Consider the following 14,919-nt stretch of genomic DNA (forward strand, 5'->3'; position numbering starts at 1 on the left):
ACTGACTTGAAAATGCGCGTGCTATTTGCTGCTGCGGAATGCGCGCCGATGGTCAAGGTCGGTGGAATGGGTGATGTGGTGGGCTCATTGCCCCCAGCTCTGGCCAAGCTTGATCATGATGTGCGTCTGATCATGCCTGGTTACGGCAAGCTCTGGAGCTTGCTGGATATCCCTACTGATCCGATTTGGCGGGGTCAGACCATGGGCAACGAGTTCGCCATCTATGAGACAAGTCATCCCAGCAATGGTTTGCCCCTTTATCTGGTGGGGCATCCAGTGTTTGATCCTGAAAGGATCTACGGCGGAGAAGACGAAGATTGGCGTTTTACGTTTTTCGCAAGCGCGACAACGGAATTTGCCTGGAACGTTTGGAAACCGCAAGTGCTGCATTGCCACGACTGGCATACCGGGATGATTCCTGTGTGGATGCATCAGGACCCTGAAATCAGCACGGTCTTTACCATTCACAACCTCAAATATCAGGGCCCCTGGCGCTGGAAACTTGATCGGATGACTTGGTGCCCCTGGTACATGCAAGGGGATCACACCATGGCGGCAGCCTTGCTTTATGCCGATCGGGTGAATGCCGTCTCCCCCACCTATGCCAGAGAGATTTGTACATCTGAATACGGGGAGAGCCTTGATGGCTTGTTGAACTACATCTCTGGAAAACTGCGTGGGATCCTCAATGGCATTGACCTGCAGGATTGGGACCCTGCCAATGACAAGTCTTTGCCAGCCACTTTCAATGCCGATGACCTTTCAGGTCGTGCTGTGAACAAGCAGGCCCTTCAACAGCGCATGGGGCTTGAGGTCAATCCAGACACCTATCTACTGGGGATGGTGAGTCGGTTGGTGGATCAGAAAGGGGTTGATCTTCTGCTGCAGGTGACAGAGCGATTGCTTGCTTACACAGATTCCCAGATCGTCGTGCTGGGCACTGGTGAGCGTGGTTTGGAATCCGGCCTGTGGCAATTGGCAATTGAGAACCCTGGCCGCTTCTCGGTTTTCCTCACTTACGACGATGACCTAGCACGTTTGATCTACGGCGGCAGTGACGCATTTCTGATGCCGAGTCGCTTCGAACCCTGTGGCATTAGTCAGCTGTTGGCCATGCGCTACGGCAGCGTGCCGGTGGTGCGCAAAGTGGGTGGTCTTGTCGACACGGTGCCTTCCTACGACCCTATTCATCAAACCGGTACTGGATTCTGCTTCGATCGATTTGAGCCTGTTGACTTCTATACAGCATTAGTGAGGTCTTGGGAGGCGTTCCGTCATCGTGATTGCTGGCGTGAGTTGCAGCAACGTGGAATGACTCAAAGCTACAGCTGGGATCGCTCCGCTCTCGACTATGAGCAGATGTATCGGGATGTCTGTGGCTTTAAGGAGCCGTCTCCTGATGCGGCGGTTGTGGAGCAATTTTCTCTCGGCCAGGGTTCAGATCCTTCCCGTCAGAACCAGGACAGCAATGCGAAAAAAAGAACCAGACGCAAGAAGAAGGGGAATGATTAAAAAAAGAGGTTTAAACTTGGTTGTTGGTTTTGCAGATTTAGCGGCTCTTTTGCAGACGACTCCATTGCTGCGCCCCAATCTTTTCAATCTGCCGCTTGGTCGTCAGGGCTCCTGATCAGCATGGGAAAGTCGCCCCCCCGGCCAGAGAAGCAAACGGGACAACTCCCAGTCCCCTATACCAATCCCTGGGTATCCCTGAGAGAGGGATTTCGTGATGTCTTCGCAGACCTTGGTCTGCGACTCAGGCAACTCTGGCGTCTCAACCGGCAAGGCGAATTCTCCACACCAAGGTTCTGGCCTTCTGCAATGGCACCAATGTTCTGGCCATTGACACTTGCAACAGTACTGGTCTTGGGAGTGTTCCTCAGCAGTCTGCTGATTGACCAACCTGCAGCTGTGGCACAACTAGATCCTGCAGAGACGTATCCCAGCAATTCAGCTGCATTGGCTGTGATGTCTAGCCCCTCCACTGCGGAGTCAGAACCTGTTGCAACGTTGTCGGAGCCTTCTGAACTGGAATCCACACAACTTTCAACGCCTTTAGCTGTACCTCTTCAGCTTGAGCCTCTCTTAACGATGCTGGCAGACAATGATCTCCCCAGTGGATTGCTTCTTGCAGCCGAACCAAGACCCCTGGACAATGATCTTGTGTTGAGACTTAGTCCAGCTTGGAACAACCTCAATTCATCTCGACAGCGTGAACTTGCCGATCGTTGGCAGGCTCTTGCTGAACAGCTCAGTTATGACGAACTTCAACTTCAAAGCGAGGATGATCAACTGCTTGCCAGGACAGCAAGAGTGGGTGTGGGCATGATCATTTTCGACCAGGATTTGGCTTGATGAGACTGCGTCTGGGGCAGCTGGTCGAGCTTTGGGGTGCTCCGATGCATGTTCACGCGTCTGACCTAGATCTTGACCAAGCTGTTGGTCCGATCTGCACAGACAGTCGTCAGTTGAGCGAAGGCAGCTTCTTTGTGCCGTTGGTGGGGGAGCATTTCAATGGCCATGCCTTTCTTGCTCAAGCTCTGAAGCTTGAGGCCCAGGCGGCTGTGGTGGCTCGCAAAGATCATCATCCAGTGCCCGAGGGTCTCCCCCATTGGATTGTGGAAGACACTCTCGAGGCTTATCAGCAACTGGGGTTGCTGCATCGCCGTCAGTTGAATGTACCGGTGGTTGCCGTCACAGGTTCAGCAGGAAAAACCACGACTCGGGAGTTGATCCGCTCTGCACTCACACCCCTTGGTGAGGTCTTGGCAAGTGCAGGCAACAACAACAACGACGTGGGTGTTCCGCTCACCTTGTTGCAGGCGCATTCAGATCATGGCGCAGTTGTGGTGGAGATGGGGATGCGTGGAATTGGGGAGATAGAGCGTCTCTCCTGTTGCACCCAACCAGACGTCGCTGTGATCACCAATATCGGCAATGCACACGTCGGTCGTTTAGGTAGTCGTGCGGCGATTGCTTCCGCCAAGTGTGAGATCACCACTTGCCTGAAACCCAGAGGAGTGATCGTCATCCCAGCAGGGGATTCGCTCCTGGAAGATGCTCTTGAACGGATCTGGCGGGGGCGGGTGATCCGCGTGGCAGTTCAAGACAATCAACAATTAGAGCCACCAGAGATTGCAGATCTGCATCGAAGACCTCTACCCAAGGCTGATCTCATTGGCTGCGTTGACCTGGCCAAGGGTGAACTATTGCTAGAAGGAAATGCCTACACCCTGCCTTTAGAAGGGATGCATAACGCTTGCAATTTGCTGCTGGCACTCGCAGTTGCCCGTGAATTAGATGTCTGCAAGGAATCGCTATCCAATCTAAAAGTAGACGTTCCTGGTGGCCGTAGTCGACGGCTAAAAGTTGGCAACTTCACTGTTCTAGACGAGACCTACAACGCTTCGCCGGAAGCCGTGCAAGCAGCATTGGAACTATTAGCAATTCAACCGGGACGTCACTTTGCAGTCCTCGGAACCATGCTGGAGCTAGGAGACCAGAGCGTGGCTTTGCATCGCCAAGTTGCTGAACGGGCGGTACAAGTTGGTTTAGATGGACTCGTCGTCGTTGCTGCAGGCGCTGAGGCTGAGGCCATGGCAACAGCAGCAGGGTCCTTGCCGCATTTGGCCGTCGTTGCCAACCCAGAGCAGGCTGCTCAGCCATTGCAGGCTTGGCTAGAGGCCGGCGATGTGGTTCTGCTTAAGGCTAGTCGTGGTGTCGCTCTAGAGAAATTGATCCCATTGCTCTAAGAGGGCTAAGCCTTAATCCTCTCGTTTCACTGCCAACCATTTTTAATCAGTTGTTTGGAGCGGCCAAGGGCGAGAGCACCATTGGGAACATCTTTAGTGAGAGTGGAGCCAGCTCCTACTGTCACGTCCGACCCTAAAACAATCGGCGCCACCAAAACGGAATTCGCCCCTGTTTTGCTGTTATCACCAACCACGGTGAGATGTTTTCTCACACCGTCGTAATTTGCAGTGATCGTACCGGCCCCGACATTGACATGGCGACCAAGTTGTGCGTCACCGATATAACTGAGGTGATTCACCTTTGAACCCTCGCCAATTTGGCTTTTTTTAATCTCCACAAAGTTGCCGATACGGCATTGATCAGCGATGCCTGCACCAGGGCGTAGGTGTGAGAAAGGGCCAATAGCCACCTCATTTCCCACTTTGGCATCACATACAACGGAATGAAGAACGCTGACTCCATGGCCAAGTTCGGCATTCTCAATCAAGCTTCCTGGGCCAAGCTGGCAGCCATCGCCAATGTTGCAGCAGCCCCGCAAATGGGTTTGGGGTTCAATTACCACATCTCTACCGAACTTGCAGTCTTCACTAAGCGTGCAGCTAGCAGGGTCAGTAAAAGTGACCCCTTCCTTCATCCAATGGTTACGTAGCCGTTCTTGAAGCAGCGCCTCACAGTTGGCAAGTTGGCAACGATCGTTGATGCCATTCACCTCATCGGGATCAGCCACCTCTACATGCATCGCAATAGGTAGCAAGGCCACAGTGTCGGTGAGGTAGAGCTCACCTTGATCATTATCACTACAAAGTTGGGGTAGTACTGCGGCCAATTTCTTCCAATTGAAGCAGTAGATGCCTGCGTTAGTGAGATTGTTGTGGCGCTGTTCGTCACTACAATCGCGATGTTCAACGATGCTGCTTACGCGGCCTTGTTGATCTGAAAACACCCTTCCATAGCCCGTGGGATCTGCGAGTCGGGCTGTTAGCAGCGTGACGTCGGCACCACTTGAGCGATGTTCGTTCACCAAGTGTTCGATCGTGCTTGGTCGAAGTAATGGAACATCGCCATTGAGAACCAAAAGCTCGCCATCAAAGCCCTCCAATACGGGCAGTACTTGCTGCACCGCATGACCTGTGCCGTTCTGAGGTTGTTGAACAACAAACTCCAAGCCTTGCCAATCAGTGAGCTGCTGTTGCACCTCTTGCGCCTGGTGGCCAACAATCAACAAGCGCCGTTGAGGTTGAAGGCCCGAGCAACTGGTCAACACCCGCTCAACCAATGTGGAACCTGCGAGCGGTTGCAAGACTTTCGGCAGGCAGCTCTTCATGCGGGTGCCCTTCCCAGCAGCCAAGATGGCGACGGCAAGCATCGAGCGAATGGCGAATCGGCCGGAATCTAATTGAATTCCGACAACTTCACTGCAGTTAACAGCATTTAAGCAGGATCAGCTCAGCTTCTAGCGGTGATGATTCAGCCAGAAGAGCGCCAGAGAAGTTTCTACTTTCACTAGCACTGGCACTTTGCTGGCAATGAAGCACACGATGATCCCACATAAAAAGCCTCCTTATTGATGAGTCATATTGATGAGTCATTGTTCAAGCAATCCTATAGATCATGATCAACAATCTCAGGTGAAAGCAAGCTGCCAATCATTGGTATGAATCACCCAGTAAAAGAGGATCCATTAAATCAAACGCTGCAACAACATCTCCTTTGGGATTAATCAGCTGTAAAGAATGAACTTGCGTTGAGTTGGAAGGATTCAAGAATGACTCTAAACAATCTCTTTCAAGTCTTATCTATTCTAATTTTTCACTCGTTTCTTCCTGACAAAAGTCAACCATGCCTTTGCTTGGCTGTCCAACGGTGGTGCCAGGTATTGGTCGCCTCTAATCCGCAGAGCTGTTGTTCAGTGCTGCGCCGCCTCCGGATCACTTCTGCCTGATCTTCTCCGGTTGGATCGCGGTACGGAACGGCTGCGCGTGTATGTAGATGTTCATGTTCCATTGCAGTAAGCGCCCGCCAACCAGACCCTTTCTCTCCAACGCTGATCTTGAACTGCTTCATCCCCATGGTGCCACTGCTCCAACCTCCGCGCTCCCCGGGCACTTGCAGTAGCGAGAATAATTTCAGACCTGCTCGCTGCAAGCTGGCACGTATGGCCGCTGCACGGCTGTAGGTCAGGAGCCTCCCACCTGGAGCTAATCGTATGGCCAGGCCATGCAGAAACTCTTCACTCCATAGCTGTGGGCAGCGACCTGGAGAGAAGGCGTCGTGAAGAATCAAATCAAACTGCTGATCTTGGGGTAGCTGACGAAGCGTTTGGCGTGCATCACCCCACAACATTGTTCCCCTGCTCTCTGGCTGATCCCAACCATCACAATCTCGGATTAAAATAAGTTTCTGGTGGACCGATGCTGACCAGGCACTACAGAACCCCGTCTGCGCCAAAGCGAGTTCCAGTGGTCGCCTGTCAATCTCTAGACCCCACCACAGCACATTCGGTGCTGGAGTTGGCATGGCATCCAGCACAGCCGCAGTGTTGTAGCCAAGACCCATGCATACGTCGAGGATCCGAAGAGTTTGTCCGCCACTAAAGCGCGTCAACTCTGCCGGTTGTGCGAATTTCGCGCATGCTTCATTCAGCGCTCCGGCGGAGTTGTGGAACGCTTCGTCGAAGTACTCACTATGCAGGCTAAAGCTACCATCCGCCGTTGGGAAAACATTCAGTGCCCCCAAAGGGCGAGAGTGGCCGGCATTAGCGATGCAGCCGCTCAAGGTCATCCCAGAAGTTGGGGTAGGACACAGCCGCAGCTTCGCTACCCGTCAAGCGAGAATTGCCCTCCGCCAGCAACGCAGCCACCGCCAGACTCATGGCGACACGATGATCCGTTTCACTATCGAGGTCTGTGCCTCTTAGTTTCCTTCCCCCGCGGATGGTGAGCCCATCGGCATGTTCATCGATATCTGCTCCCATAGCCATGAGCTGCCTGGTCATCACAGCGAGCCGATCGGTTTCCTTGACGCGCAGTTCACTGGCGTCAGTAATTTTGCTTTCGCCATCACAGAAACAAGCAGCCACTGCCAGGATCGGCACCTCGTCGACCAGGCGAGGAATGATGTTCCCATTGATGCTGAAAGGCTTTAACGGTCCTTGCCTCACCCGTAGGTCTCCAACGGGCTCACCGGCGACTTCATGGCGGTTGAGCACCTCAATGCGAGCTTCCATTTGCTGCAACACTTCCAGAATCCCGGTACGGGTGGGGTTTAAACCAACGTTTTCCACCACGAGCTCAGCTCCAGGCACTAGCGCGCCTGCGACAAGCCAAAAGGCAGCGGAACTGATATCACCTGGCACGACAATATTTTGCCCATAAAGCTTTTGTCCTGGGCTCACTCTGATATGGCGACCCATCTCTCCTCCCACTTCGAGATCAGCGCCGAATGCCCGCAACATGCGTTCGCTGTGGTCTCTCGAATGGGCTGGTTCGATCACAGTCGTTGCCCCATCGGCTGTAAGGGCTGCCAGCAGCAGGGCTGACTTCACCTGGGCGCTTGCAACAGGTGTACCGATAACACCACCACGAAGTTTCTGACCGCTCACGGCAAGTGGTGCGAAATCGCCGTTGGATCTTCCTTTGATTTTGGCTCCCATCATTGTTAATGGCTGGCCAACCCGATTCATCGGCCTACGGCGCAAAGAGGCATCACCGCTAAGCACGAAATGGCGGCCCTTGCATGCTGCCAACAGCCCTAACATAAGCCGAATTGTTGTGCCGGAGTTGCCGCAGTCAAGTACATCTTGTGGTTCTTGAAGTCCATCGAGACCAACGCCTTCAACTCGAACTATTTGCCCTGCATGAATCGGGCTGATCGTGGCTCCCATCGCTCGCAGACAGGCGGCGGTACTCATGGGATCTTCGGCAGGCAAAAGGCCCTCAATAGTGGTGCCCCCTTCTGAGATGGCTCCAAACAAAAGCGCTCGATGGGAAATCGATTTATCACCAGGGACTCGCACCGTTCCAGAAAGCACACCACCTGCTCGAAGCTCACGTCTCGATGAGGCACTACTAGTAAGGCTCAATGGGTGTGGCCCGAATCAGTAGGATTTTATCGGGGCACATTGAGTTTTTTTACGCATCGAACGAAGATTTGAGGTTTTTTCCCCAAGTGACAACCAAGAAGCAAAGCTGAGATGAAAAATCAAATGGCCAGCAGCTAAGTGAATATGCTCAAATTGGCTGACGAAAGCTCAATAACGACCTAGGAATAAAAGTTAAGCCCTTTGAATAAACGCATGTCCGACAAAAAGGCTTCAACGGAAAGCTCTGATGAGCTATCCCTAGACGAATTAAAAGCAGTCGCTGGTGGCACTGGTGGAGCAGGAGTGCCACCTCCAGCCGGTAGGCCAGGCGGAGGGATGCCTCCTAGTCAGTACGCCCCAGGAGAGCAACCTCTGCCACCAATGCCAGGTCAAGGCATGGTTGGCTTTGATTATGGCGGCGCAACCGGTGGCGATGCTGGCATGCCGCCTCCAGGCGGTGATCCAGGTATGCCACCTCCAGGTGCCCCACCAATGGGCGGTGATCCAGGCATGCCGCCTCCAGGTGGTGATATGGGCATGCCGCCTCCAGGCGGTGATCCAGGTATGCCACCTCCAGGCGGTGATCCAGGCATGCCACCTCCAGGTGGTGATATGGGCATGCCGCCTCCAGGTGGTGATATGGGTATGCCGCCTCCAGGTGGTGATATGGGTATGCCACCTCCAGGCGGTGATCCAGGTATGCCACCTCCAGGCGGTGATCCAGGCATGCCGCCTCCAGGTGGTGATCCAGGCATGCCGCCTCCAGGCGGTGATATGGGCATGCCGCCTCCAGGCGGTGATATGGGCATGCCGCCTCCAGGCGGTGATCCAGGTATGCCACCTCCAGGCGGTGATCCAGGCATGCCGCCTCCAGGTGGTGATATGGGCATGCCGCCTCCAGGCGGTGATCCAGGTATGCCACCTCCAGGCGGTGATCCAGGTATGCCACCTCCAGGCGGTGATCCAGGCATGCCGCCTCCAGGTGGTGATATGGGCATGCCACCTCCAGGCGGTGATCCAGGTATGCCACCTCCAGGCGGTGATCCAGGCATGCCACCTCCAGGCGGTGATCCAGGCACTCCACCTCCAGGGGCCCCACCAATGGGCGGGCCAATGGGCGACGCTCCAAACATGCCACCTCCAGGCGGTGATCCAGGTATGCCACCTCCAGGCGGTGATCCAGGTATGCCACCTCCAGGCGGTGATCCAGGCACTCCACCTCCAGGGGCCCCACCAATGGGCGGGCCAATGGGCGACGCTCCAAACATGCCGCCTCCAGGTGATCCAAACATGCCACCTCAAGGTGATCAAGGCATGCCGCCTCCAGGCGGTGATCCAGGCACTCCACCTCCAGGGGCCCCACCAATGGGCGGTAATTAAGGCGACGGTGGCGCTAAACCACCCACCCACCCCCATAGCGAGAGCGAGTTAAAACTTCAGGTCTCGATGTAAAAAATATCGAGACCTGCATATCACAATGATATAGATACGTGGATGGCCAAAGAAATCATCAGTTAGAGTGAAACACCAAGCCAAGGCTGTTAAGAAAATAATTACAAGTATCGACCATTAATTACCCCTTAGCCCATCATTCAACAGCCTATTATGGCTTCTGAATGATCAGCCAATCCTCAAAAACAAACTTGGAAGCCACACTACTTGCAGACAAGATAGTCAGCCCAAGAAAAACAGGGTGTTAACTAAGGCGTCAATATTTTTCCAGAGAATAGAAAGTGACGGTTATCAAATTATTGGAAATTACAATTAGTATATACAAGCGGAGTTAAGTAAAGCCCCAGCAATGGCCAAGTGGAACAATAACAACACTCACAAAGCGCCTCATTAAGCAAAGGCATTGCCCAGCAGTCTGCTCAGGCTGACTTGCAAAGACAAAACAGAAGTTACATACCAATCAGCAACCGTGTACCGCCTACAGTCAATATTACCTCTACAAATAATAGCCAAGGCAAACATTAATGAATTACATATTCGCCAAATCATAGTCCAAACAAGATTGACGGCTAAAGAAGATAAATATCTGATACGGTTCAACTTGAGGAAAGCCAGAATCAGATCTGTGATTTTTAAATAAAGTTACGAAATATTGGCATCAAACTTGCGAAATAATTCTCCAAATCTAACGGGTAAAAAACAACATACTAAGATCAAAAAATTACTCTGAATAAAGCTTCATGTCGGAGAATTAATGGGCAATTATCTACAAGCTCTAGCAAAGCCTCAACTAGTCATGACCTAAATGCAACGTTAAGTTAACAGAAAGTGTAGAGATAGCGTACCGTCAAAGATTAAGACATCTACAATATTAGATTGTCAGAGAATTGCCGTTTTGCTCAGGAGGAAATGTCAAATGAGCCCTAACAATGCCTTATGACTGACAAAATAAATATTACACTAGAGGAATATTGCAGGGGTTTTATTGGTGCTGACAATAAATGGCCTGAGCTACCACTTGAAGAACAAACAGATCTAAGCTGGTGGAGCGAATGGATAAAAGAAACTCCCCCAAACAAGCATTTTGAGGGTATACGTAAGTATCTACCACAACTATGGATTAAACCACAAAAAGAAGCAAGTAAATCTGAAACCTACAAGCGTTTAGTACTTAAAGGAGAGTCATATAATCAATCCAAGCAAGATGCGATTCTTGAACTTAGAGATCCAAGTGGATTTTCAATTCGACTAGCGAAGCACCCATGCGGAACATTACCCGTAATAGAAATCGAACACCGTGATGACTTTCTGAGTGTGGTGCGCTGCCTAGCTTATCGCTGCGAACTAAATACAATTCAGCCGTCTGTACATGCTCAGGCCATCAGTGGCTTAATTCACTGGGGCTTGATCCGAAAAGTAAACAATCTACTAAGAGCAAAACTCATCATATTACATCGATCTCCTTATAGCTCATTACCAGCAAGACTAATACCAGGAAATCCAACTAATGAGAAATGGATTGAATTATCCCAACATTGGCGACTTGAGCATGAACTTACACATTTGGCCACTAAACGATTGGTAGGTGAAATGCGACTCAACCTTTATGATGAGCTGATTGCTGATGCTCTAGGAATGCTCAAAGCACTAAAGATATTTTCTGCAGATCTTTTCCGAATAGGACTCGGACTAAATATGGATTCGACAACAGAAAAAAATGGTAGGGTTCATACATATTTAAGAGAAGTGAATACGCAAGATCAGCTAACTGTCTGCAAGTATGCCCTACAACGGGCTTATGAACTAGAAGAATTAATCACATCGAGGTCAATCCCACATGAGCGTATTGCACTGCTAAGATACCTCACATTGCATAAACTCGATCAACCATTTGAAAAAGTATAGGAATACTCGATTGCAGAAAAGGATGCTGGAGAGCTGGTACATGTTACAGGCTTGACTGAGGGAAATGGCTGCTATTCGATTGCTTATGATATGAGTGGAATTATCATCTTGCTACAAACTAGAAACTAGAAAGAGCCAGAAAAAAAGGAGTTAATGTTCCTAAGAATAATTAGACTTAGAACGAAGAGCGAAGAGACATCTCATAAACTATGATTAAAGATATTTTTTGATCTAGTGAAGAGATTAATTAAGACTCCTGAAGGATTTAAAGTGAATGCTTGCATTTAATAGTCTTCAAGTCAGGATAAGATACTTTTACCTATCATGAGATCTGTCTTATCAAGTACTCTCTGCAACCTCATTAAGCAGAGAGGCATAAGGGCTACCCGGTATAGCAGCCATCTGACTATGGGTACCGCGTTGAACGACTTCTCCTTTATCTAAAACTATAATCTCGTCAGCATCTCTAATTGTACTCAATCGATGTGCAACGATAATTTGGGTGCAACCCCTACGCCGAAATGCCTCATCCACTAAACGTTCGGTTTCAGCATCTAAAGCTGAAGTCGCCTCATCAAGAATTAGGATTGCTGGATCTTGAACTAATACCCTGGCTATCTCAAGACGTTGTCTCTGACCTCCTGAAAGATTGCGCCCACCTTCGGTGAGTTTTGTTTCAAATCCATCTGATAACTGCAAAATTGTCTGCAAAATCTGTGCATCCTTACAGGCCTTTTGTAGTGTCGCATCTGAAATCAGTTGGTTCCAAAGAGTGAGGTTATCCCTAACACTGCAGCCATAAAGTGCGATATCCTGCTGCACCATTCCCAGTGAAGCCACTGCTATTTTTCTCGGTATTTCAGTTAAAGGTATTCCATCATATAGAATCTCGCCACTTGTAGGCTGATATAGGCCAGCAATCAATCGGGCGACTGTACTCTTACCAGAACCACTACCACCCACAAAAGCAATCCTTTGACCCGGCTTGATAGACACATTTAAACTATTGATAAGTGGCTCTTTAACTGGAACATATCCAAAACTCAGTGAACGAATCTCTATTTCACCAGAAAGACGACTACGTTCATCGGGGAAAGAAGTAAGAGTTTGATTAGAATTAAGTATTGGGTCTACAGGCTGTTCTAAGACATCTTCAAGGCGAAGTACACTTGCAGAGAAATTAGGCAGTTCTCGGACAAAATTAATAACACTTTCGATCTCACCCTTGAGGCTCATTGCTATTGTTTGCGCGGCAAGCAACATTCCAATTGTCAACTCTCCTTTTATAACTAGTAAGAACCCAACAGATAGAATCAAAACCTCATTAATTGTTGTCAGCATGCTTGGCACTAATGCCATGCGTGCATTGCGCATGCTTACTTCCTGTCCAAAATTTAGCAAGCGTGTTTGATAGCCGCTATATCTTTTAAAAATATCATTTTCTAGTGCGGCTGACTTAATCGATTCTATTTCTCTTACTGCACCTACAACAACAGAACCTGTCTTAGCGGTATCCTTGCTAATTTGCAAGCTAGCATCTTCAAGATATCGCAAGTTGAGGCTGACAACTATCGCATTAATAGTAGTAGTGGTGATTACAATTGAACCCAGGATTGGGCTATAGAGAAAAGTAAGTATCAAATAGAAAACTAGCAGTGTCGAACCAGTTGCCAATGGGATTAACCTGCTAGCAATAAAATCAGAGATTTCGTTATTATATTGCATCCTAAGTGCAATGTCTCCAGAGTAGCGCTGTGAGAAAAAACGTTCCGGAAGGGATAAAACATGCCGTTCAAACTGTGCTGCAAAACGTCGAGTCAGTCGCTTTTCGAGAGCAATGGTACTCATCAACTGAAGTTGTTGCACAATGGCTTGAAATATGATCGTAAAAGCAAATGCCCAAAGCATTGGCTTAAGCCATTGTTGTAGTTGGTTGCCAATTACCTCGTCCATATATATTTGCGCGTAAATCGGCATTACTAGCTGAGGAAGAACTAATACAAGACCAGTCAATAAAGTAAATAACAGAGTAAATCTTTCTGTTGACATCCTACGGAAAACAATTGGCCAAACCGAAGGAGCCTTACCACCTTTCTTGAATTCTGGAGTAGGGTCTAGAGTTAATACAATACCGGTATAACTTGTTTCAAATTCATCCTTCGTTACTGAGCGTGGACCAACAGCAGGGTCGTTAAGCATAACTTTGTCGCCTACAAATCCTTCAAGAATCAGAAAATGATTAAATTCCCAAAAGAGAATTACAGGCAGCTTAACTTTCTGGAGTTGAACCAATCCCTTCTTAAATCCTTTACCATTTAGGGAAAGAGATTCAGCTGCCAAAATAAGATTTGCTGCGTCACTTCCATCTCTAGACACGCCACACAATTCACGTAATTGAGTCAAGGGAACATACTTTCCAAAATGCTGTAGGATGATGCTCAATGAGGCAGCTCCGCATTCTGTATTTTCCATTTGAAGAACTGTTGGGGTGCGTACCCAGCTGCCGTCGTACTTTGCAACTTGTGTTAGCCAGATCTGTTTTATTTCACTGAATAGCGTCATAACTTTTTCTTCTTAAGGATCAATAGATGCCGCTCAGGTCTCTGAGCAACGGAATGACATAACTTATTGGAGGGCGTTGTTCTACAACAACACTAATATTAGTATTTGTACCTGGAGTAAGCAAAAGATCTGGTCCAGACCCTCCACCCCAATCATAGCCACTAAGAGTATTCTTGCTTAGCTTAAGTGAAGTAGTAACCTCTATGAGTGGCGCATTATTTGGGTTGATACTATTCACTGTCGCTTCATTACCAAGTCTCAGTTTCAAGGCAGCTTGGCTTATGGGCAAAGGGCTAATTTCTGTAATCACGCCCTGTATACCACCATGACGTTGCTGTTTAGTCGTTGTCGGTGTAACTCTTACAGGCTGGCCCAACTTTAGCCTTTTGCCATCTTTAGCAGCAAAGAATCCTAAACTAATCAGATCATCATTGCCTTCAATAACATTTAATTCAAATAGTATTGTGGCCGGCTGAATATATTGACCAGTTTGAACTTGGCGGCCAACAATACAACCATTATGAAGAGCTTTGACTGCAGCCATTTGACTAATTTTTTCTTTAATCTTAAATAAAGTCAACTGTTGTTGCTTGATGCCTTGATTGCGTCGATTATCTTCAGCGAAAATCTGGGCTTCTAAGTTTCTAGTCTTTTGCTCACGTCTATCAAAATCATCAGCACTTATAGCACCACTACGGGCATACTGAGTGACACGTTTCAACTCTCTCTCTAGAAGTTTAAAACGTTTTTGAGCATAAATCTCCTCACCACGATCATCATTAATTAGTTGGGCAAGCTGATCCTCAGCTTTTTTCTGTTCTAATTTCAAATCAACAGGATCGATCAACGCCAAAGTCTCTCCTTTCTTTATGCACGTACCTATATCAAAAGGCATACTTTTTATTCTACCTGATATTTCTGATTGAATTAAATGAATGGTATTTGGAGTTGTTAACACTCCATTACCTTGGATACGTATAGGTAGACGACCAAATATCGACCATATCACAATATATCCACCGAAACTCATCAGACCGAATAATAATGCCCATTGGCCAGGTCTCAAGAGCTGCATAGGCTGGTCAAGTTGTTCAGGAGTATTGAGGGCATCAAGTGCTTGTTTTCGGAAGATTGACATTACACTTTTGCAAGGAACAGAGTGGATTAAT

Annotated in this window: 10 protein-coding genes; 5 read left to right on the plus strand and 5 right to left on the minus strand. The window is 48.9% G+C overall.

Annotated features, from left to right (window positions below; genetic code table 11):
- The first annotated feature begins 12 nt into the window (after positions 1-12).
- The 3 genes from glgA (at position 13) to murF (ending at position 3,749) form a co-directional block, all read left to right on the plus strand.
- Positions 13-1,512 carry a glycogen synthase GlgA gene (glgA, locus tag PMIT1303_RS03035; protein ID WP_063397493.1) on the plus strand — a complete coding sequence of 500 codons (1,500 nt, stop codon included), beginning with the start codon at positions 13-15 and terminating at the stop codon, positions 1,510-1,512.
- A 120-nt stretch (positions 1,513-1,632) separates the two neighbouring features.
- Complete coding sequence (locus PMIT1303_RS03040) at positions 1,633-2,352, plus strand: hypothetical protein (protein WP_063397455.1); 720 nt, start codon at positions 1,633-1,635, stop codon at positions 2,350-2,352.
- On the plus strand, positions 2,352-3,749 hold the full coding sequence (gene murF, locus PMIT1303_RS03045; protein WP_063397456.1) for a UDP-N-acetylmuramoyl-tripeptide--D-alanyl-D-alanine ligase: 1,398 nt from the start codon (positions 2,352-2,354) through the stop codon (positions 3,747-3,749). Before PMIT1303_RS03040 ends, murF begins: the two co-directional genes overlap by 1 nt.
- Positions 3,750-3,775: 26 nt before the next feature.
- Here the strand turns inward: murF and glmU are convergent, their stop codons facing one another.
- The 3 genes from glmU to aroA form a co-directional block, all read right to left on the minus strand.
- Positions 3,776-5,116: a bifunctional UDP-N-acetylglucosamine diphosphorylase/glucosamine-1-phosphate N-acetyltransferase GlmU gene (gene glmU, locus PMIT1303_RS03050; RefSeq protein ID WP_063397457.1), complete on the minus strand. Its 1,341-nt coding sequence runs from the start codon at positions 5,114-5,116 to the stop codon at positions 3,776-3,778.
- A 467-nt stretch (positions 5,117-5,583) separates the two neighbouring features.
- Positions 5,584-6,531, minus strand: a complete 948-nt coding sequence (locus PMIT1303_RS03055; protein WP_063397458.1) for an MnmC family methyltransferase — start codon at positions 6,529-6,531, stop codon at positions 5,584-5,586.
- Positions 6,506-7,831 (minus strand): 3-phosphoshikimate 1-carboxyvinyltransferase, encoded by a 1,326-nt coding sequence (aroA, locus tag PMIT1303_RS03060; RefSeq protein ID WP_063397459.1) that lies wholly within the window; start codon positions 7,829-7,831, stop codon positions 6,506-6,508. Before aroA ends, PMIT1303_RS03055 begins: the two co-directional genes overlap by 26 nt.
- Before the next feature lie 213 nt (positions 7,832-8,044).
- Between aroA and PMIT1303_RS14285 the strand changes: the two genes are divergently transcribed.
- Together PMIT1303_RS14285 and PMIT1303_RS03070 are read left to right on the plus strand one after the other, a co-directional pair.
- Positions 8,045-9,211: a hypothetical protein gene (locus tag PMIT1303_RS14285; protein WP_063397460.1), complete on the plus strand. Its 1,167-nt coding sequence runs from the start codon at positions 8,045-8,047 to the stop codon at positions 9,209-9,211.
- A gap of 1,008 nt (positions 9,212-10,219) precedes the next feature.
- Positions 10,220-11,188 carry a hypothetical protein gene (locus PMIT1303_RS03070; RefSeq protein WP_063397461.1) on the plus strand — a complete coding sequence of 323 codons (969 nt, stop codon included), beginning with the start codon at positions 10,220-10,222 and terminating at the stop codon, positions 11,186-11,188.
- A 339-nt stretch (positions 11,189-11,527) separates the two neighbouring features.
- Here PMIT1303_RS03070 and PMIT1303_RS03075 read toward each other — a convergent pair whose 3' ends face one another.
- Together PMIT1303_RS03075 and PMIT1303_RS03080 are read right to left on the minus strand one after the other, a co-directional pair.
- A complete protein-coding gene (locus tag PMIT1303_RS03075; RefSeq protein ID WP_063397462.1) occupies positions 11,528-13,750 on the minus strand; it encodes an NHLP family bacteriocin export ABC transporter peptidase/permease/ATPase subunit in 2,223 nt (740 codons plus the stop codon).
- Between the two features lie 19 nt (positions 13,751-13,769).
- Positions 13,770-14,888 carry an efflux RND transporter periplasmic adaptor subunit gene (locus PMIT1303_RS03080; RefSeq protein WP_063397463.1) on the minus strand — a complete coding sequence of 373 codons (1,119 nt, stop codon included), beginning with the start codon at positions 14,886-14,888 and terminating at the stop codon, positions 13,770-13,772.
- Positions 14,889-14,919 lie beyond the last annotated feature (31 nt).

Source organism: Prochlorococcus sp. MIT 1303, assembly GCF_001631965.1.
In the GTDB taxonomy this organism is placed as follows: Bacteria; Cyanobacteriota; Cyanobacteriia; order PCC-6307; family Cyanobiaceae; genus Prochlorococcus; species Prochlorococcus marinus_D.